The sequence below is a fragment of the Thiohalophilus sp. genome, assembly GCF_031581315.1.
Taxonomy (GTDB): domain Bacteria; phylum Pseudomonadota; class Gammaproteobacteria; order UBA6429; family Thiohalophilaceae; genus Thiohalophilus.
This window is the reverse complement of the sequence record NZ_JAVLAZ010000007.1, coordinates 1-20,664: the sequence shown is the minus strand read 5'-3', so window position 1 is coordinate 20,664 and position 20,664 is coordinate 1. Positions and strand designations below refer to the sequence as shown.

The following is a 20,664-nucleotide window of genomic DNA, read 5'->3' as shown; positions in this document are numbered from 1 at the left end:
CGGCGTTTGAGGAAGGTGCGTGAGATGATCTTTTCTTTGTCCTCATCTTCCAGGTTTTCGGGCCACAAAATGGCGCCGGGGGCGATGCCATTGACGCGGATCTCGGGGCCGAGTTCGGCGGCCAGGGCCTTGGTCATCATGCCCAGTGACGCCTTGGCCATGCTGTAGAGGGGAAAGTTGCGCAGCGGCCGTTCGGCATGGATGTCGACGATATTGACGATGCAGCCTCGCTGTTCTTGCAGATAGGGAGCCGCCGCCTGGCTCAGAAAAAACGGCGCCTTGACGTTGGACCCCATCAGGTCGTCCCACTGCTCGACACTGGCGGATTCGATGGGGGTCGGGTAGAAAGTCGAGGCATTGTTGATCAATACATCCAGTCGCCCCCAGACCTGCGCGGCCTGTTTGGCCAGTTGCCGCAGCTCATTGGTGTGATGCAGATCGGCCTGTGCCAGCACCACTGAATCGGCGCGCTGGTGTTCCAGTTCCAGTTGCAGTTGTTCCGCCGCCTCGCGGGAGTGGCGGTAGTGCAGCACGATGTTCATGCCCTGCTCGTGCAGTAACCGCGCGGTCGTGGCGCCGATCCGGTGGGCCGCGCCGGTTATCAAAACCACCTTGTGTTCAGACATGCTGTGTTATCCTTCGGTTTTCGCCACCAGCCGTACACTTTAAACGTAATCAGCCGATGAATACAGCGGATCCCCATTCCGGGCGCGGAGCGCCGGTCGAGCGCTTTCCCCGGCGCCTGCGCCAGAGTCAGGCGGCTCTGGCCGACTGGCCTGAACCCGATGCGGCGGCACAGCAACACAGCCTGCATCTGATCGAGGCGATCCGCGAACAGATCGCCGCCGCCGGCGGTGCGATCCCTTTTCACGACTACATGCAGGCGGCTCTGTATACACCGGGACTGGGTTACTACGCTGCCGGCAGCAGCAAGTTCGGCGCCGCCGGCGATTTTGTCACCGCGCCGGAGATTTCCGCTTTATTTGCTGAATGTCTCGCCGAAGCCCTGTCGCCCGTATTGACGAGCCGGCCTGACTGGGATCTGCTGGAAGCGGGGGCTGGCAGCGGCATCCTGGCCGCGCGGTTGTTACAGGACTGGCAGACACAGGATTGTCTGCCGCAACGCTATTTTATACTGGAGCTGAGCGGCGATCTGCGCGAACGCCAGCACCAGCAGATCGAACAACACTGTCCCGAACTGTTGCCCCGGGTGCAGTGGCTGCAACACTGGCCGGATGATTTTAACGGCATCGTGCTGGCCAACGAGCTGCTGGACGCGATGCCCGTGCACCGGGTTCACAAACACAAGGGTCAGTGGTACGAGCAGACTGTCGGGTTCGAACAGGATGGTTTTGTTACCGGCGAACAGGCGTTGAACAACGAGGCATTGCAACGCCAGCTGGCGGCGATCGAACAACCGCAGCCATTACCCGATGATTATCTGAGCGAAATCAACCTGGATGCGGCGCAGTGGATCGCATCGCTTGGTGAACAGATGCAACAGGGTATCGTGTTGTTGCTCGATTACGGCTATCCACGCCACGAGTATTACCATCCCCAGCGCCAGCGCGGCACCCTCATGTGCCACTATCGTCATCGTGCCCACGACGATCCCTTTGTTTATCCGGGATTGCAGGATATCACCGCGCATGTGGATTTTACCCATCTGGCGGACAGCGCCCTGGCCGCCGGATTTGGCGTGGCCGGTTATACCACCCAGGCCCACTTTCTGCTGGATGCCGGCCTGATGCAGCGCCTCGAACAGCATGGTGGTGATGAAGCTGACTATCTGCAACGTGCCGGCGAGGTCAAGCGCCTGACCCTGCCGCAGGAGATGGGCGAGATATTCAAGGTGATGTTGCTCAATAAAGGCAGCGAAGTATTGCCGAAAGGTTTCAGCGGGCGCGATCTGCGCCATCAATTATAACGAGAACCTGAGATGCTGCTGATTCAGATTATTATTCTGGCGATTATCCAGGGACTGACCGAGTTTCTGCCTATCTCCAGTTCCGCGCATCTGATCCTGGTGCCGCAACTGAGCGACTGGCCCGATCAGGGGCTGGCCTTTGATGTGGCGGTGCATGTCGGCACCCTGTCGGCGGTGATCTGGTATTTTCGTTGCGAAGTGATCACCATGGCGCGCGACTGGGGCAGTTCCTGCGTACAGCGCCAGCAAACCGGTGAAAGCCGCCTGGCCTGGGCGGTGATCCTGGGCAGTATTCCGGTGGCGGTGTTCGGTTTGTTATTACACGATCTGGTGGATACCACCTTGCGTTCGCCGCTGATCATCGCCTGGGCGACCATCGGTTTCGGATTACTGTTGTGGCTGGCCGATGTCAGCGGCCGCCGGTTGCGCGATGAACACCGCCTCGGCTGGAAAGATGTGGTGGTGATCGGCCTGGCCCAGGCCGTGGCCCTGATCCCCGGCACCTCGCGCTCGGGGATCACCATGACCGCCGGCTTGTTGATGGGCCTGACCCGCACAGCGGCGGCGCGGTTCTCTTTTTTGCTGTCCATTCCGGCCATACTCATGGCCGGGGCCTACAAGACCCTGAAGCTGATCGAGCAGGGCAGCGTGGAATGGTTGCCGCTGTTACTCGGCGCGGTGATCTCGGCACTCACCGCCTACCTGTGCATCCACTGGTTTTTGAAGCTGCTGGATCGCATCGGCATGCTGCCCTTTGTTATCTACCGGTTATTGCTGGGCGCCGGGCTGTTATACATCTTTATGTAAGCGATTATGAGCGACAAACGCCGCGATAATATCTATGCCACGCCGCAATCGATGATTGTGGACTTCGCTTTCGACGAGAAGGTAGCCGGGGTGTTTCCGGATATGATCCGCCGCTCGGTGCCCGGCTACGAGACGGTCATTTCTTTGCTTGGCCTGTTGGCGGAACGTTACGCACAACCCGACAGCCGGATCTATGATTTTGGCAGTTCACTGGGCGCAGCTACGCTCTCCATGCGCCAGCGGATTGCGCATGACAGTTGCCGCATCATCGCGGTCGACAACTCCACCGCCATGACCGAACGCTGCCAACAGTTTCTGGCGGAGAACAATTCACCGGTTGAGGTGGATGTGATCTGCGCCGATATCCGCGACATCAAGGTGGAGCGAGCCTCGCTGGTGGTGCTCAACTTTACCCTGCAGTTTATTCCGGCCGATGAACGTCAGGCGCTGCTGGACCGTATTTACGTCGGTCTGTTGCCCGGCGGTGCGCTGGTATTGTCGGAAAAACTTGCCTTCGATAACGAAAGTGAACAACAACTGCAGACGGATATGCACCTGGCGTTTAAAAAAGCCAACGGCTACAGCGAACTGGAGATCAGCCAGAAGCGCACCGCGCTGGAGAAGGTGCTGATTCCCGACAGCTTCGATATCCACCGCAAACGCCTGCAACAGGCGGGGTTCGCAGAAACGTATCAGTGGTTTCAATGTTTTAACTTCGCCTCCCTGCTGGCAGTCAAATGACCGATTACTCCTGTCTGTATCAACGCATGGCGAATACTCTGCTGGCCGACTGGGCGCAACAACTGCCGGGGCAGATCGAAAAACGACTGGATCCCAAACGCTACGGCGATCTGCCAAAATGGCAGGCCGCGGTCGAGGACATGCCTGTAGTGCAACCGGTCAGTTATGACCTCAACCGGGCCGCGGTGCGCATAGGCGATGGCAGCGAACTGGATGAACCGCAACGGGAGGCGTTAAAACAGCAGTTGCAACAACTGCATCCCTGGCGCAAGGGACCGTTCGAACTGTTCGGCATTGATATCGATACCGAATGGCGCTCCGACTGGAAATGGGAGCGATTAAATGCTCATATCGCGCCCCTGGATGGACGTACGGTGCTGGATGTGGGTTGCGGCAATGGTTATCACTGCTGGCGCATGCGAGGTGCCGGCGCCGAACTGGTGATCGGCGTCGATCCCACTCCACTGTTTACCCTGCAGTATGAAGTGATGCATCGCTATGCCGGCGAGCAGGGGGTATACGTGTTGCCACTGGGGATCGACGATTTGCCGGCAGAGCTGGCCGCCTTCGATACCGTCTTCTCCATGGGGGTGTTGTATCACCGTCGCTCGCCCCTCGACCATCTGTTGCAGTTGCGTGACTGCCTGGCCCCCGGCGGCGAACTGGTGCTGGAAACTCTGATCGTCGACGGCGACGAGAATACAGCCTTGTTTCCCGAAGATCGCTACGCACGCATGGGCAACGTCTGGTTCCTGCCCTCGGTGCCCATGCTCGAGCGCTGGTTGCGCCGTTGCCGCTTTAGCAACATACGCACGGTCGATGTGACGACTACCTCCACCGACGAACAGCGGGCCACCGAGTGGATGACTTTCCAATCGCTGGCCGACTTTCTCGACCCCGACGATCACAGCAAGTCAATTGAAGGCTATCCGGCGCCAAGACGGGCGATCATCATTGCAGAGAAAGCCTGAATACTCTCGCAAAGCCGCAGAGACGCCAAGAAAAACCTGGCGGGCTCTGCGGCTCCGCGAGATTATTACCGCTTTAACTCAACTATAAATCAGTGCGCTCAGGACTTTGTGATATTTATCGGCTTGTAGTTGCATGGCTCACAACCCATCCGTTGATAAACGGTTTCATCGATAACCTGGTTGCAAATATGTGAACGGTGAGTGTCGCGAATATGCGGTTTGATCCAGGAGCAGATATAAAGCCAGCTGCGGGACTCACGCAGCGTGTCTGTGTGATCAGGCAGGACAGTTCGTTCAATATAGTCCTCATCCAGTTGCACGTCGGGTAGTGACGCTTTCAGTTTGTCGAGCATCCAGTGCAAGGTGATGTCGGATAAGCCTCCCTCCTTGTAGCCGCCACCGACGTTGGAATGAACGCCGGCAAACCAGCGCTGCTCTACAATCTGCTCATCGCCGAGGTTACTGGCCTGCCACAGGGTTGGGGAAAATGAGCGACGTTTTTCATCCACCGCGATCGCGTGAAAGGCGTGCTTGACATAAGGGGAGAGCCGGGTGTCATGGAACTTGTACATCCATGAGGTCATCCAGTTGAGTGATTTCAACGGAATGCCCAGCGCGCCGACCGTATCCCAGATGCCAAGGAAATGGATATCTCGATCCACATGGCTGAATCGCTCGCGATACGCATCCAGTTCGTCCGGATCGATATTATCTTTGCGGTAGAGTTTGTAGACCTGATCGATTTTACTGATGTACTTCTTGCGCAGGATTCCCATTTTGGCAATGAGCCCGGCAAGACTGCGGGCAGTATAGGCGCCACGGCTAAAGCCGAGCAGTACCAGCCTGTCGCCGGGCTGGTAATTTTCCACGATATACCGGTAGGCCTGCTGGACATTTTCGAACAGACCGTGGCCGAAGGCGCCACCGGTGATTTTATCCAGCCAGTCCCGGGTGCCGACACCTTCGTCATACCAGGTGATCTGTTGTTCGGGAATGCTGAGAAGAATGCGGGCCATTTTGGCGACATTGGTCGGGGAGATAATGCCGCCATCTTTCTGATCGGCCGTGTTCCAGGTGCCGTCGGTGCAAATAAAGAGTGTCTTGGCCATCCATGCGTCCCCGGCTTTTCTTTAGCATAAAATCTACTCCTGGCAGGTAATCAAATCAAGCGCTTGTATGCTAGCTATTTAAAAGTCGGTTTGTGGCCGGGGCGGGTTGTGCCCTGTGGCTCAAATTGACAGGTTGATCGCGTGTAAATGTCATTGGGGAAGGTATAATTGAATCATGTATCGATTATGGGAAAAACTGCGCGAATTGACCTGGCCTTCCACCTGGTATGGCTGGCGCCTGGGCCTGCAATCCTGGTGGTATACCCGGGATAAATCTCGACTGGCTTTTGTAGCCGGCGTGTTCGCGGTATTGCTGGCCATCCCGCTGGGCATTAATGCATTGATTACCCAGGCGCAACAGGACAGACAGGCGGCGCTTGATGTGCGGTGTCTGACATTGAATGTTTATCACGAAGCGCGTGGCGAGTCGGTAGCTGGTCAGTATGCCGTGGCGGAAGTGACCCTGAACCGTGTGGCGTCAGAGCGATTTCCTGACACGCTATGCGAAGTGGTGCATGAGCAACGCTGGGACAGAATACGCAAACGCCATGTTGGCGCGTTTTCATGGACCGAACTGGAACTCACGGCTGATGTGAGCGACCCGGCATACAAAACCGCCCGTCGGATTGCCGAAGATGTCTATTACCGGCGCAATGAGCCACTGGTGGAAGGTGCCCTGTTTTATCATGCCAGTTATATCCGTCCCAGCTGGGCCCGTGCCAAACGTAAAGTGGCCACGATTGGCCAGCATATTTTTTACAAATAGCGGGCCGATAGGCTGCAGAGCAGTGCAGGCGTCCGGACCACTTGTCGACAAAGTGCAGGAACTCCTGTTCGGGCAAGGCGGTGGCGTAGATCTTCCTGCTCATCCAGCCATTCAAACGGGGATAATTTTTTAAGTCGCCAAAGACGAGCGTGTTCTGTGGTACTTGATGGTATTGTGGGCAGCAGGTGACGCCGCAAATGCGGGGCAATACCCGGCGACAGAATCGCCATCCGGAGTGTGACGCGCATCAAATAGCCGGATAAAACGTGAAACATTATAGCGTGACCTGCTCGGCTCAGGAACAGTCCCGGCATGCTCAGGAAAAACCCTGGTTGTGGAAAAAGGAACTGACAGAGGGAGCGGCTGGGGAGTTAAGGTGTATAAGAGAAGCTGAGTGGCATCATGTTCTCCAGATTTATAGCTCAGTGGCTTATTTGGTTATTGCTCTGAAAATGTTCTTCTCATTATCCGCCATGGCGTATCGGTGTTGCGATGGCAAGGCCCCCCCCCGGAGAAGCCGTCTAAGCGGCCGGCCAATCGTTCGCTGCAACATCAAGTTAGCGGTTGGGTATCCGATAAATGATTTATAGCAATTTCAGGAGCGGGGAATGAATCCATCGACGTTAATCGGCATGCTTGCCGGCGTTGGCTTATTGTTTTATGTCTTGAATATCGGCGCCGAGGATCCGGCCGCTTATATCAACCTGCCGGGCCTGGCCATCGTGCTGGTGGGGACGATGGCGGCAACCTTTATCGCTTATCCCCTGCGCGAAGTACTGCGCGTGTTCCGGGTGTTCGGGATTGTATTGCGGCACGAGAAGTCGTCCCTGCACGATGACATGGAAGAGCTGACGGACATTGCCCGCCTCTGGTTTCAGGGCAAGTTGCAGGCCGTCGAACAGAAGCTGGCCACCTCCACTAACCCGTTTTTGCGTACCGGTGTGCAGCTGGTGATCGACCTCGCGCCAATGGATGATGTCGTTTCCATGTTGCAATGGCGCATCTCGCGCATGCGGGCCCGGGAACGGGCCGAGGCACAGATCTTTCGCAGCATGGCTTCATTCGCCCCGGCCTTTGGCATGATCGGCACCCTGGTGGGATTGATTAACATGATGCTGATCCTGGATAAAAGTGAGATTTCACAGATAGGTCAGTATATGGGCGTAGCACTTATTACGACCTTTTACGGCATTTTGCTGGCCAATCTGGTTTTCAAGCCGATTGCCCTCAAGCTGGAACGGCGCACCGAGCAGCGATTGGTGGTGATGAACATGATTCTCGAAGGTGTTGTACTGATTTCGCAAAAACGCAATCCCGCGTTCGTGCGTGAGACCCTGCGCTCGTTCATGGCCCAGTACCGGGATGATATTCGCGATCAACCCTACGAGGATCTGCCCGACGAGCAGAAAGACACGGGCGTGGATATTTACGCTGATAAACAGCAACAACAGGACAGCAAGACATGAGCCAGTGGCAGGCGGCGATGGGCGAAAGCGGCAAGGCGCGCAATAACCTGGCACTACAGAGCCTGGATGATCCCGAGGCCCAGGATACCGAGGGCGAAAGCTGGCTGATCTCCTACCTCGATACCCTGACCCTGCTGCTGACCATGTTCGTCGTGTTGCTGACCTTTGCCGATTTCACCGACGAGGAGACGCCCGAGGCCGTCAAGGTGGTGCCAAAACCGGAAGTCATTCCTCAACCGCCAATCGAGTCAGAGCAGGAGCCGGTGGAGGAGGCGGTAACGCCACTGGGTGGTGTGCTGCTGGACGGCCTGGATGACTCGGTCCAGGTCCAGGTGGAAAAGGATCGGGTCAACCTGGTGATCAGCGATCGCATCCTGTTCGATGTGGCCGAAGCCGAGTTGAGACCGGAAGGACTGGCGACCCTCGATCCGTTGATCCCGATTCTGAAAAATGAGCCACACCGGATTACGGTGGAAGGACACACCGACAACCTCCCGATTACCACCGACCAGTTTCCCTCCAACTGGGAGCTGGCCGCGGCCCGCGCTGCCAGTGTGGTGCGCTATCTGCAGCGCCAGGGGATCGCGTCCGATCGCCTGCGGGCGGTCGGCTATGCCGACACCCGGCCTTTGGCAGAGAACGACAGCCCGGAAGGGCGCTCGGCCAACCGGCGGGTGGAGATCGTCATTCACCATAAATCGGGGCAGACAGTGCAGGACTTGCAGATCGAATAAAGCCGTTGGCGAGATCGCTATCGGGTTTATAGCGCGACCTGCAATCGAACTAACAGATCAAAGAGGCAGGTCAGGCTGCGCAACGCGCTGCCTGACACCTGTTTCCCGGAATTATTCCCATTCGAGCTCGGAATAAACACGCTGGGCGTTACGTCCGGACAGCGCATCGAAATTTTTCAGATAATCAAACTGTGACTGGTCAATGCTGCCGATACGGGTAATATCCCCGCCGTTATCCATAAACTCGCGAATGGTCTCGCGCAGAAAAACCAGATAGTCCAGGGTATCGGCCCGTGCCTTTTCCAGCGTAGTTGGCGCGCCGTGGCCGGGGACCACCACCTCCGGCTCATAGGCGGCCATGGCGCGGAAACTCTCCACCCAGCTTTGACTGCTGGAATAATCGCCGATACTCAGCATGCGTTCGGTATAGACAATATCGCCGGTGAACAGAATCTTCTCGTCAGGCAGCCAGACAAAGCTGTCACCGGGCGTGTGGGCCTGTCCGGGATGGCGCAGTTCAAAGATTGTACCACCGACTGTCAGGGTCAGTTCTCGCTCGAAGGTTTTGTCCGCGTATACCGGCCGGGTGGCCTCGATCGCCTCGCTGCCCATCAGGCCGGCCAGGCGGGAGAACTGATCCCGGGTACGGGCTTTCTGGTCCTCGACCGCGCGGGCACTGGCAATAATCGTCGCGCCCTGTTGTTTAAAGTAGTCATTGCCCATCCAGCGATGATCCTGCCCGCCGGTATTGATGACATGGCTGACCGGTTTATCGGTGACGGTGCGAATCACCTCATGCAGTGCCTCGGCACCCTGATAAACCGCGCCCGGATCGATCAGAACAACCCCCTCCTGTGTGACAATAAAACCGAACGTGGCATTGTTACCCAGATTCTCCGTGCTGCGGTTGCCCAGCTCGCCGACGATGGCATAGGCGGAATCAGTAAGCTCGACCAGCTCGAGATTGTTTGCAGCCGAAGCTGGCAAAGCAGTACCGAGGAGCAGAGTGAAGCTGGCAACAGTACGTGACAGAAAAGACATGATGTAACCTCGTGTTCGAAAAGGGGACTTGCAGAATAGCAGATTGTGCCGCATATGTAGTCGTAGCGTTTGAGGTTCAGGCCGTTACCAGTAAAAAAAGACCAATGGCGATGAGCAATCCAGCCGCCAGCCTGTTCATAACGCTGGCCGCACTCGCTCCGAGCAAGGAACCGGCTCGTATAGCTACCCAGGCATAGGTGAGTTTAACACCACCGACGGCGACGATGGTGATGGTAATAATCTGAAAGACTTCCACGGAGGTGACTGAGCCGAGATCGACAAAAGCCGGCAGAAAGCCCAGATAAAAGAGAATCGCCTTATGATCGCCCAGGGTAATTAGCAATCCCGCCAGGAAGCTGGAAAGCAGCGAACCATTGCCTGCCGGTTCGCGGGAGGCCATTCGGTTATTACCTCGCCACAGGATGATACCCAGCCAGATTAAATAGGCACTGCCAAGATATTTTATGAGATAAAACTGCTCATCAAGTATCTCGAAAAGAACAGCCAGGCCGAAAAGTGACAGCAATATAAAAACCAGATCGCCGGCCACAATACCGGCGGTGGTTGCCGCAGCGTGCGAAAAACCGCCGGTCACCGCGCGGGCTGTGACCGCCAGGACGCTGATGCTCGGAACGGCTGCCAGAACAAGCATGGCAGCGAACAATGCGGTTATGTCTGTGAGCGTCATGAGCTAAATAATAATCAAAGTGATTGATGATTTAGTGATTGAACTATCCGTCTGTATTGGAAGTAAGACAATAGCGTTATATCAAGCTTGTTTGCCCGGCGCAGTGCCTGTAAAGGAAGTATGAACCTTTTTCTATTGCAATTTGCCATCGCAGTCTACTTGATAATTATGTCCTGTTCCGCCTGCATTTGTATCTGGTGTGAACGGATAGGCCGGGTTGACGGGGGGCATGTTAACAAGGTTCTATATTTTGTGTGGATATAGTATTTTGCCTATTGTGTGCTGATAGGCATAGTCATTGATATATGATGAATTTGTTAAACTAAGTAAATAGTCCGGATGCCGGGGTCCCGGTCGCGAGGGGAACCGAAACCGGCCTTTTATTGACTATATAATATACAATGTTCGTCTATGCCGGCTTTTAGCAACAACTGTCGTGACACAGGCCCGGCTACACCAAATGTAATAAGGAAACTTGATGTGCAAGACGTGGCAATGGCTGTTGGCTCTGGTGGCCTGCTTTTATTGCAATACGCTTTTTGCACAAGTAAGCCTGGGGCTGGATATACGGGGAGTCGATGCTGAGCTGGAGAAGAACGTCAGGCTTTACCTGAGCCTCGAACAGCAAAAAGAGAGTCCTTTGCTGACTGAAGGGCGCATTAAGCGACTGCATACCAAGGCACCACAGGAAATCGCCAATGCGCTAAAGCCTTATGGTTACTATCGGCCCGAAATCAGTAGCGAGTTGACAAGGTCGGATGCCGGGCAATGGCGGGCGACTTATACGATTGATAAAGGGCCGCCCCTGCCTGTTGCCGAATTCCGGTTGCAGCTCGGCGGCGAGTTGCAACAGGACCCGGCTTTCCTGAAGTTAATCGGCGACCTGCCCTTACAGGAAGGTGGTGTATTTAACCACGCTCAATACGAATCCATCAAGAGCAACCTGGCCAGACTGGCCGCGGAGCGGGGCTACTTTCGCGCCCGCTTTGTTGAAAAACAGGTGGAGATCGATCTCAACACTTACGAAGCTCGAGTCCGACTTCATTATGAGGGTGGTCCCCGCTATCGGTTTGGCGAAGTGTCACTGCAACAGGATGTACTCGAACCGCAACTGCTGCAACGCTATATTCCGTTCAATCAGGGCGATCCCTATAACCTTAATCAGGTTATCGATCTGCAACATGCGCTCAACGACACTGATTATTTTTCCCGTGTCGAGGTTTCCCCCGGCGAGGTAGAAGAGACGGCGCGCGAGGTGCCCATCAACGTCAAGCTGATCCCGCGCAAGCCACATCGCTATACGTTGGGGCTGGGTTACGGAACGGATACCGGGGCCCGCGCCAGATTCGGCTGGGAGATGCCGCGTCTCAATGAGTCGGGCCATCGTCTCAACACCGATGTTGGGGTCTCCGAAATAGGCTACAGTCTCGGCGTTCGCTACCGGATTCCGGTCCTCGATCCCCGAACCGATCAATTGATCTACAGCGCCGGCGTGGTCAATGAAGAAACCGATACCAGCGAGAGTACCTTGCACACTCTCGGTGTTGCCTTGAATCAAAGTCGGGGGCAGTGGCGTGAATCGATTGCGCTGAACTATCAACAGGAGGAGTTTGTCGTTGCCGGCGATCGGGGTGATTCGACTCTGTTGATTCCCGGCGTGGACTGGAGCCGCACCTGGGGCCGGGAGTTTGTGCATGTGCTGGATGGTTTGCGATTCGATATTGAATTTCGCGGTGCCAGCGAAAAACTGATGTCCGATACAGATTTTTTCCAGGTTCAGGGCGGCCTGAAGGGGATTACCTCGCTGGGCAGTAACTATCGGCTTATTGCTCGCGGCCGTCTGGGCAGTACCCGTACCGATGAATTCAACCAGTTGCCATCCTCGGTGCGCTTCTTCGCCGGTGGTTCACAAAGCGTGCGCGGCTATGCCTTCCAGTCACTGGGACCGGTCGACGACAGCGGTCGGGTGGTCGGCGGCAAGCACCTGATGACCGGCAGTATCGAACTCGAACGCAGCCTGGGAGGCAAGTGGGGTGTGGCGGTGTTTTATGATGCCGGCAACGCTATCGACGATTTCGATGACAAACTCGAACGCGGCGCCGGGTTCGGGTTGCGCTGGAAGTCGCCCATCGGTCCGGTACGTATCGACGTCGCCTCCGCGCTCACGGAACCGGGCAAGCCCTGGCGACTGCATATTAATATCGGTCCGGATCTATGATGCGCCCGGGGTTGAAAAAAAACCTGCTCGCCCTGCTCGTGCTGCTGTTGTTGCTCGCCGGCAGCGGGTTGTTCTGGCTGGGTGCGACCGAGAGCGGTTTGCGCTGGGTATATCAACAAAGCAACGAGTTCATCCCCGGCGAGTTGGCTATTGGTAAACTCGAAGGGAGGTTGTTGGGTCGTATCACCACCAGCGATCTGGTCTATCAGCACGCGGATACCCGGCTTGTCCTTGAACGGGCGACATTGAAGTGGCGGCCCTTTGAATTACTGACAGGTAATCTGGTTGTCAGCCAACTGCACGTCCAGTCGATGGCCATCACGCTGCCCGCCGCGCAGCAAAACCAGGCGGAGCAGGCCGTTGAGCTGCCGGCCATTCGTCTGCCGCTCAATGTGGCACTTGAGGATATCCGAATCGATGACATTCATATCATGCAGGATGAGCAGCAATTTGTCCTGCAACAGGTCACCCTTGATGCCAGCAGCCGGGGCAGAAAAATCCATCTCAATGCGCTCGATGTCAGCGCGACGGAATTCGACCTGCACCTCGATGGCACGTTGAAACCGATCGGCAATTATCCGCACACGCTGAATATGCAGTGGCGACTTCGACTGGCGGATCAACCCGAGTTGACAGGCCAGGGCCAGAGCCGGGGCAATCTGGACAAACTCGCATTGCGTCAGCAGATCAGCGGGCCGCTCCGGATGAATATGGAGGTTGAAGCACGTGAGCTGCTAAGTCAGCTTCATTGGCAGGCCCGCGCGGATGTGAGCGAGGTGAACCTCGCGCAACTCAATACCAGATGGCCGGCCATCAGGGGTGCGCTGCAGGTGCAGGGCGAAGGGGATCGACATACCGCGTCACTCAGCGGACAACTGGCGGGCGAGTACCCTGACCAGGGTCCCTTCGAGGCTGATACAAAACTGCAACTGGCATCCGGTGGCGCGTTACGCATCGAACAGTTGTCATTGCGCTCACCGCTTACCAGCACCTCGGTCAATGCCCGGGGGCAGTGGACGCCCGGCAGCGAAGGACTTCAAGGCGGCGAGCTTGCCCTGGAGTTCGACTGGCAGAACCTGCGCTGGCCGCTGACCGGCAATGCCTGGATAGATAGCGCCAACGGAGAGGGCCAGCTCGAGGGCAGCCCGGATCAGTATCGGCTGTCACTCAGCGCCGATCGTCCCCTGCCCCAGGCACCGCCATCGACCTGGTATGCCAAAGCGACCGGCGATCTCGAAGGGCTCGATCTCGACAGCCTGCGTATTACAGCACTAAGTGGCGAAACCACCCTGAGGGGCCGACTCGACTGGTCGCCCCGGCTCGCCTGGGATGTGCGCGCCACCGGCAAGGACATCAATCCGGCCGGGCTGTGGCCCCAATGGCCCGGGCAGCTCGAGGCAAACCTGAGCAGCACGGGACGGATGCAGGATGACCAGTTAAGCGCGCAGGTCGACATTACCCGCGTCAGCGGCAAGTTGCGCGGCCAGCCGGTTAATCTGCACAGCCAGCTGGCCTGGAAGCGGGCACAGCTACAGGTTAAACAGTTTGATCTGCAATCCGGTTCGGCAAACGTGAGTGCGCAGGGGGAGATCGGCGAGCGCATGAACCTCGACTGGTCCATCGACGCCGCCGATCTGGCGCAGCTTTATCCGCAAGCCGGCGGCCGGCTGCAGGCCTCGGGACAAATCAGCGGCACCCGGGCCGAACCGGTGATCGGCGCCACGCTCAACGGCGAGCGACTGAGTCTGCCGGATTACCGCATTGGCAACCTGTCCGGCAAGCTGGGCGTGGATCTGTTCCGCTGGCAACAGGTGGATATCGAGCTTGCCGCACAAGAGCTGGGCGTTCATGACCAGCAGATTGACGCGCTGCAGATCAACGCCGACCCGGGCCGGTTGCAACTCACGGCCCAGGCCGGCAGCAATAGCGCCCGGCTTGAACTGAAGGGTGAGGTCGACGCCGAAGGCTGGCGCGGGCGGATCGAAGCGATCGATCTGTTACGACCGCAACAGGACAACTGGCATCTGCAACGTCCTGTCGCCCTGAACCTGATCCGGGATAAGCTTCTGGTAGCGCCGTTCTGTGTGCAAAGTGAAACAGCCCGCCTGTGCGGGCAACTGCAACAAACCGGAAAAAACTGGCGCTCGGAACTTGAGCTGGTGAACTTCCCGCTGCAGGCCTTCACTCCCTGGTTGCCAGGGGAACTGGTGCTCGACGGGCTGACCGATGCCAATGCGAGCTTCCAGTTGAATGCCCCCGGGCAATTGAGCGGCCGGGCCCACATCGAATTGCCGGCGGGCGCTGTTGTCTATCCCGTGCTGGAGGGAGAACAGGATCGCTGGGAATACCGCACGGGTAATCTCGATCTGACGGTGGATGAGAAGGGGTTACGGGCGACATCCCGCCTGGCCATGGACAACGGCGATCAATTTGCGGCCAGACTGACCTTGCCCGGTGCGCAACTTCTGAACCTTCAACACGACAGCCAGCCGGTGCAGGGCAGCGCCAGTGTGACGATTAACAAACTCGGCATTATCGAAGCATTTTTGCCCGACGTGCAGGACCTGGAGGGTGAACTGCGCATGCAGCTTGAGGTCGACGGGATGTTGGCCAAACCGCGCTACAGCGGCAGCGCGAATCTGCAACAGGGCGGGCTGCGCATTCCCCGGCTCGGTCTGCAGCTGACGCAAATCCGTGTGGATGCCCGCAGCGAAGGGCTGGACAGACTTCGCTACACAGTGGCCGCTCACTCCGGTGAGGGTGAACTGCGAGTTGAGGGCCACAGCGTACTGGACAGGGAGACCGGCTGGCCGACAACAATCCGTATAGAAGGTGAAAACTTCGAAGTGGCCCGCATTCCCGAGGCCCGGGTTGTCGTTACGCCCGATCTGCAACTCAAACTGCAGGGGCGCCGGATTGATATAGACGGACAGGTCCATGTGCCCTTCGCCCGCCTGCAGCCGAAAGATGTGACTACCGCGGCGCGGGTGTCGGAGGATGTGGTGATCGTCGGCGGTGAGGAACCGGTCGAGGAGAAATGGCAAATCCACAGCCGGGTGCGGGTGACGCTGGGCGATCGGGTCAGTATTTACGGCTTTGGCTTCGAGGGACGACTGGGCGGCGATCTGCAGCTCGTGGACAGCCCCGGGGAACTGACCACCGCGATCGGTGAGATCAACGTGGTCGAAGGTCGCTATACCGCCTACGGTCAGCGCCTGACCGTGGAGCACGGGCGTCTGCTGTATACCGGCGGGCCGGTCGGCAACCCCGGCCTGGATCTGCGTGCAGTGCGCCAGGTCAATAATGTCACCGCGGGGATCCGGGTGCGCGGCAGTCTCAACCAGCCCGAGATTGAATTGTTCTCCATCCCGGCCATGGGTCAGACCGATGCGCTCGCCTATCTGATGCTGGGCCGCCCGCTGGAGACCGCCTCCGGCGAGGAGGGCAGTATGATGGCCAAAGCGGCACTGGCCCTGAGCCTGAGTGGCGGCGACAGCCTGGCAAGACAGATCGGTGACAAGTTCGGGCTGGATGAGATGCGGGTCGAAGCCAGCGACAGCGGCGAACAGGCTTCGCTGGTCATGGGACGCTATCTGGCCCCCAGACTCTATGTCAGTTACGGCGTGGGGATCGTCGAGTCATTCAATACCTTCGCCGTGCGTTATCAGCTATCCGACCACTGGTATATCAAGGGCGAGAGCGGCGAACATCAAAGCGCGGATATTCTGTATACCATCGATCGCTGACAAGAGGTCATTAACTGTCAGGATAACCGGTTGGAACGGGATTGTGTGCGTTGTAGCTCGATAAGGTGAGATAAGAGTTCTGAATTATTCTGGATATGGAAAATAAAGCGCGGCACATCCTGCTCGGTGCTTTGCGCCATGAAAGGTTCACCCCAGAAGCTGAGCAGCGCCTCGGTTCCGCCACTTGACTGACTGTCGGCCAGAATAAACGAAGTGGTTTTGCTCAAGTGGCACCAGCGCGGCTCCTTGACCTTGAACTGGCCGGAGCATTCGGCGATTTGGGGCTGCAGGACCTGCCACAAATCCTTCTGGGACACGTCCAGCACAAACTGGATGGAGGTAACCCGCGGATTGTCGATAGCCGGTTTGAGCAGTGCATCGAACAGGGTCTGCGGGACATACATAGAGAGGCAGACATTAAACCAGATCGTCTCCCCGCTCATATTGCGGACAAAATTTTCATTCACCGGGCGCAGATGACGCGGCCCGACCAGTACCACATCGGGTGTCTTGAGCGAGGCCTGGATACGCTCTACCGTCTGTGCCGTGGATTCGACCTTCTCGGCGGTCAGTTCATTGTTGCGGGTATGGCGCATGAAGTTGATAAAAAGCAAACCCAGCAGCGCAAGAAGAATAGGCAGTACCACCTTCTCATCCACCACATGCAGAAGATGCAGAATAACGGCAATCACCGCGGCGAAGATCCCCGCAATGGCGTCCCACTCATAACCCAGAAATTTTTTCAGCTTCATCGCCATAGTATGCGGTTCTGGTTGGTATGCCGATTTAAGAGCCCGGGATGCACGGTAACTATTCACAATAACATTATAACCGGCAGGTTTTCCCGGCCGGGATGCTATTGTGCAGGGTACGTCGCGTTCACATTGGCGGCAAGCTCTGAACGGTGCCGATCCGGCAATTTCGAGTTGCAAACATTTTGTTCAGAAACTATACGGGGCTTGTGGATCCCGGTCTCAAGTGCCGGGGTTGCGGCGGCTGAGCCAGAACAGGCCGGTAAAGAGCAGCAGCCAGATGATGGTACGCAATGTCATGGCGCGAAGACTGTCAATCGCCACGGCACCGCCCGAGTTGTAAAGCAGCCAGATGGCGACCAGGACAAGCAGGTTCAGTACAAAGACAGCCGCCGCCCCGTTTCGCCCGTAATGAACGTTACGCCACGCGACAACGCCTACACCGATATAAATAAATCCCATCACCGTGTTATAGACGAGCAAGGGGAAAAAGACGACATACCCCGGATCGGAACCGGTCAGGACACCGCTGCCTGCAAAAATCGTTATCACACCAAAAAGCACTGCTATAAGCGTCAGGCCTTTATGGGTGAGACGGAGATAAAATGGCTGGTTCAATCGGCTCTCCAGATCGGTATGAGGCTTTACCAAGCCTGAATCGTTTATAGCAGAATGGCAAAAGGCATGATCTGATCCTGTAGCGGATAGTAACAGGCCTGCCAGGAAGATCGAAGCCGGCGAGCCATTACCGGCCTGTTCGTCAACGGCAGACTCGTTACGGCTGCGCCGCAACATGCCCCCAGCCAGATCAAATAGGCCGCGCCAAATATCATGCAGTTGCTGTAGAGGAGTCTATCTCTGAAAGCCAGAGCTTTTTCTATTTTTTAATGGTGAGCCTGTTATATCGGTTCAGTCAGCTAACAGGTGACCGATATGGCGGCTCTCGCCGTGCTGGTAAACTTCGAATTCTTTATCAGGAATCTGGTATTTCTCCAGAGCTTCTGCAAGTTTTACCGGCGGCTCATCCAGCGGCTCATCGGTCAGGATGAAGGTGCCCCAGTGCATGGCAACCGAATGCCTGGCGTTAATATCCTGGTGAATTTTGACCGCTTCCTCCGGATTGACATGATACGGTTTCATAAACCATCTCGGCTCATAAGCTCCGATGGGTAATAAGGCAAGCTCGAAGTCACCATATTTTTTACCAATTTCCTTGAAGTGGCTGGCATAGCCGGTATCGCCACCGAAAAATATCCGATTATCATCGTACTCGATCACCCAGGAGGCCCAGAGTCTCTCATAGGCATCGAACAGGCTGCGCTTGCTCCAGTGTTGACTCGGTTCGGCCGTAAAACGGACGTCTCCTACTGCATGGCTTTGCCCCCAGTCCAGCTCAACAATCCGGACAGAGGCCAGTTCCAGATTATCGAACCAGGCTTTCAGTCCAAGCGGGACGATGAAGGTCAGTGTGCGCTCGCGATTATGTCGGGCAAGTTGTTTTACCGACTCGACATCCAGGGAGTCATAGTGATCATGAGAGATGATCACCGCATCGATCTCCGGTAACTCGGCAACCGTTAAGGCCGGCGGGACGACCCGTTTGGGGCCGGCCCAGGAGAGCGGTGAGGCTCGATCGGAAAAGTGAGGATCGGTCAGAATATTGAGATCGGCAAACTGGATTAAAAAGGTGGCATGGCCTATCCAGGTAAGGCTTGGAATCTGGGGGTTATGTGCCAGATGTGTGTAATTGGCTTTTACCAGTTCAAAATCATAATCCCCGGCGTCTGGGATCTGTTTAAACCATCGCTGCCAGCGCCACTTCATAAATGCCCAGAAGCCCTTGTCGTCCTCATAATCGATATTGGTGAAACCGGATTCTGTGTGGTGCGGTTTTGTCGGGTCGTAATGCGGGTTGCTCCCACAGGCGCTCAGTAATCCGACAGTAACCAACAAGCTGGTACGCAATCGTTTCATAGCAGGATTATGGCACAGGGCTGTAATTCACCGACCGATTCAGTTGTTGATATTAATCTTATTATAATTAAGGGTATTGGTAAGCGTATACAGTTACGGCGGTTCTCTGGATAGTCCGTACTCTTTGTATTCAGGGGTTGTTGAGCGTTATTCGTTTACAGGGACGGCAATCAGATCGTGTTCGGTAGCAGCAGTGATGTCGACTTCCATAAACTGCCCCGGCTGTACCTCGTCCTCGACCTGATCCAGGATGACGGCGCCGTCAATTTCCGGAGCATCCGCAGACGAACGACCCAGCAGCAGGTTCTCTTCGCTGAAGCCATCGACGATAACCTGCATCCTTTGACCGATCTTCTGTTGCAGCTTGTCGGCGCTGATCCCGGCCTGTAATTGCATGAAGCGTTCCAGCCGTTCCTGCTGCACTTCCTCGGGGACGGGATCGGGCAGGTCGTTGGCGCTGGCGCCTTCCACCGGGGAATAGGCGAAGGCGCCGACCCGATCCAGCTGTGCTTCTTTTAAAAATTCCAGCAGTTCCTCGAATTCCTGTTCGGTCTCGCCGGGGAAGCCGACGATGAAGGTGCTGCGCAGGGTGATGTCCGGGCAGATCGCGCGCCAGTCTTCGATGCGGCGCAGGGTTTTTTCAATGTTGCCGGGGCGCTTCATTAATTTGAGGATGCGCGGCGAGGCATGCTGAAACGGCACGTCCAGGTAGGGCAGGATCAATCCTTCGGCCATCAGCGGGATGACTTCGTCCACGTGCGGGTAGGGGTAGACATAGTGTAGTCGCACCCACGCGCCATACTCGCGGGCCAGCTTGCCCAGCGCGGCGGCCAGTTCGGTCATACGCGTTTTTAGCGGCCGCCCGCCCCAGAAGTCGGTGCGGTATTTGATATCCACGCCGTAGGCACTGGTGTCCTGGGAGATGACCAGCAGTTCCTTCACCCCCGATTTGAACAGGTTTTCCGCCTCCTGCATGACTTCGCCGACGGGTCGGCTGACCAGATCGCCGCGCATGGACGGAATAATGCAGAAACTGCAGCGGTGGTTGCAGCCTTCGGAGATCTTTAAATAGGCATAATGCTGCGGTGTCAGCTTGAGGCCTTCGGCCGGGATCAGATCGGTGTAAGGGTCATGCGGTTTGGGCAGCTGCTGATGAACATGATCCATTACCTCCTGCAGGGCGTGCGGGCCGGTCACTGCCAGTACCTGCGGGTGGGTCTGCTGCACGATATCGCCCTTGGCGCCCAGGCAGCCGGTGACGATCACCTTGCCGTTTTCATCCAGCGCCTCGCCGATGGTGTCCAGCGATTCTTCCACCGCGCTGTCGATGAAGCCGCAGGTATTGACCACAACCAGTTGCGCGTCATCGTAGCTGGAGACGATGTCATAGCCCTCGGCGCGCAGGCGGGTGAGGATCTGTTCCGAGTCTACCAGCGCCTTGGGGCAGCCGAGGCTGATAAAACCGACTTTGGGTGTGAGGTTCGACATAGGGGTATTCGAGGCTGTGGTTGCGAGGGGCGGGATCATACCATTTATTACACAGGGCCGAGGGACGAGTTACGAGGGACGAGTAAAAAACTGAACCACGAAGACTCGAAGGAACGAAGGTGAAATTCAGCCTCTGGTTGTCATTCCGGCGCAGGCCGGAATCCATGCTGACAGTTTCAGGGGTAGGCCGGACATAGCAAAGCGGTGTCCGGCACCCGGAGAATTGCCCGATACCG

Annotated in this window: 17 protein-coding genes; 9 read left to right on the top strand and 8 right to left on the bottom strand. The window is 56.8% G+C overall.

Annotated elements, in window-relative coordinates; translation table 11 throughout:
- Positions 1 to 626, bottom strand: a 626-nt coding sequence (locus RI563_RS01730) for a pteridine reductase (protein WP_310692618.1), incomplete at its 3' end; no start/stop codon positions are given.
- Positions 627 to 682: 56 nt separating this feature from the next.
- Here RI563_RS01730 and RI563_RS01725 point away from each other — a divergent pair.
- The 4 genes from RI563_RS01725 to cmoB are packed head-to-tail and all read left to right on the top strand — an operon-like array spanning position 683 to position 4,446.
- Entirely contained in the window at positions 683 to 1,927 is a 1,245-nt protein-coding gene (locus tag RI563_RS01725) for a class I SAM-dependent methyltransferase (RefSeq protein WP_310692617.1), read from the top strand.
- 12 nt (positions 1,928 to 1,939) lie between these two features.
- Positions 1,940 to 2,734: an undecaprenyl-diphosphate phosphatase gene (locus RI563_RS01720; RefSeq protein WP_310692616.1), complete on the top strand. Its 795-nt coding sequence runs from the start codon at positions 1,940 to 1,942 to the stop codon at positions 2,732 to 2,734.
- A 6-nt stretch (positions 2,735 to 2,740) separates the two neighbouring features.
- Entirely contained in the window at positions 2,741 to 3,475 is a 735-nt protein-coding gene (gene cmoA / locus RI563_RS01715) for a carboxy-S-adenosyl-L-methionine synthase CmoA (RefSeq protein WP_310692615.1), read from the top strand.
- Entirely contained in the window at positions 3,472 to 4,446 is a 975-nt protein-coding gene (gene cmoB, locus RI563_RS01710) for a tRNA 5-methoxyuridine(34)/uridine 5-oxyacetic acid(34) synthase CmoB (RefSeq protein ID WP_310692614.1), read from the top strand. Before cmoA ends, cmoB begins: the two co-directional genes overlap by 4 nt.
- 98 nt (positions 4,447 to 4,544) lie before the next feature.
- On the opposite strand, the gene RI563_RS01705 is transcribed toward cmoB, so the two are convergent.
- The gene (locus tag RI563_RS01705; RefSeq protein WP_310692613.1) at positions 4,545 to 5,555 is read right to left on the bottom strand and encodes a DUF2235 domain-containing protein; all 1,011 of its coding nucleotides are present in this window, start codon (positions 5,553 to 5,555) and stop codon (positions 4,545 to 4,547) included.
- 175 nt (positions 5,556 to 5,730) lie between these two features.
- On the opposite strand from RI563_RS01705, the gene RI563_RS01700 reads away from it, so the two are divergent.
- From RI563_RS01700 to RI563_RS01690, 3 genes are all read left to right on the top strand, one after another.
- A complete protein-coding gene (locus RI563_RS01700; RefSeq protein ID WP_310692612.1) occupies positions 5,731 to 6,321 on the top strand; it encodes a cell wall hydrolase in 591 nt (196 codons plus the stop codon).
- A gap of 608 nt (positions 6,322 to 6,929) precedes the next feature.
- A complete protein-coding gene (locus RI563_RS01695; RefSeq protein ID WP_310692611.1) occupies positions 6,930 to 7,787 on the top strand; it encodes a motility protein A in 858 nt (285 codons plus the stop codon).
- The gene (locus tag RI563_RS01690) at positions 7,784 to 8,521 is read left to right on the top strand and encodes a flagellar motor protein MotB (protein WP_310692610.1); all 738 of its coding nucleotides are present in this window, start codon (positions 7,784 to 7,786) and stop codon (positions 8,519 to 8,521) included. The genes RI563_RS01695 and RI563_RS01690 overlap by 4 nt, the downstream gene beginning before the upstream one ends.
- Positions 8,522 to 8,632: 111 nt before the next feature.
- Here RI563_RS01690 and RI563_RS01685 read toward each other — a convergent pair whose 3' ends face one another.
- Both RI563_RS01685 and RI563_RS01680 read right to left on the bottom strand, forming a co-directional pair.
- Positions 8,633 to 9,562, bottom strand: a complete 930-nt coding sequence (locus RI563_RS01685) for an MBL fold metallo-hydrolase (protein ID WP_310692609.1) — start codon at positions 9,560 to 9,562, stop codon at positions 8,633 to 8,635.
- Between the two features lie 76 nt (positions 9,563 to 9,638).
- Positions 9,639 to 10,214, bottom strand: a complete 576-nt coding sequence (locus RI563_RS01680) for a LysE family translocator (RefSeq protein ID WP_310692608.1) — start codon at positions 10,212 to 10,214, stop codon at positions 9,639 to 9,641.
- Between the two features lie 514 nt (positions 10,215 to 10,728).
- On the opposite strand from RI563_RS01680, the gene RI563_RS01675 reads away from it, so the two are divergent.
- Complete coding sequence (locus RI563_RS01675; protein ID WP_310692607.1) at positions 10,729 to 12,468, top strand: autotransporter assembly complex family protein; 1,740 nt, start codon at positions 10,729 to 10,731, stop codon at positions 12,466 to 12,468.
- Positions 12,468 to 16,214 carry a translocation/assembly module TamB domain-containing protein gene (locus RI563_RS01670; protein ID WP_310692606.1) on the top strand — a complete coding sequence of 1,249 codons (3,747 nt, stop codon included), beginning with the start codon at positions 12,468 to 12,470 and terminating at the stop codon, positions 16,212 to 16,214. The genes RI563_RS01675 and RI563_RS01670 overlap by 1 nt, the downstream gene beginning before the upstream one ends.
- A gap of 17 nt (positions 16,215 to 16,231) precedes the next feature.
- Here RI563_RS01670 and RI563_RS01665 read toward each other — a convergent pair whose 3' ends face one another.
- The 4 genes from RI563_RS01665 to rimO all read right to left on the bottom strand — a co-directional run bounded on the left by RI563_RS01665 (position 16,232) and on the right by rimO (position 20,428).
- The gene (locus RI563_RS01665; RefSeq protein WP_310692605.1) at positions 16,232 to 16,972 is read right to left on the bottom strand and encodes a hypothetical protein; all 741 of its coding nucleotides are present in this window, start codon (positions 16,970 to 16,972) and stop codon (positions 16,232 to 16,234) included.
- A gap of 216 nt (positions 16,973 to 17,188) precedes the next feature.
- Positions 17,189 to 17,761 carry a hypothetical protein gene (locus tag RI563_RS01660; RefSeq protein WP_310692604.1) on the bottom strand — a complete coding sequence of 191 codons (573 nt, stop codon included), beginning with the start codon at positions 17,759 to 17,761 and terminating at the stop codon, positions 17,189 to 17,191.
- A gap of 114 nt (positions 17,762 to 17,875) precedes the next feature.
- On the bottom strand, positions 17,876 to 18,940 hold the full coding sequence (locus RI563_RS01655) for an MBL fold metallo-hydrolase (protein WP_310692603.1): 1,065 nt from the start codon (positions 18,938 to 18,940) through the stop codon (positions 17,876 to 17,878).
- A gap of 147 nt (positions 18,941 to 19,087) precedes the next feature.
- A complete protein-coding gene (gene rimO / locus RI563_RS01650; protein WP_310692601.1) occupies positions 19,088 to 20,428 on the bottom strand; it encodes a 30S ribosomal protein S12 methylthiotransferase RimO in 1,341 nt (446 codons plus the stop codon).
- Positions 20,429 to 20,664 lie beyond the last annotated feature (236 nt).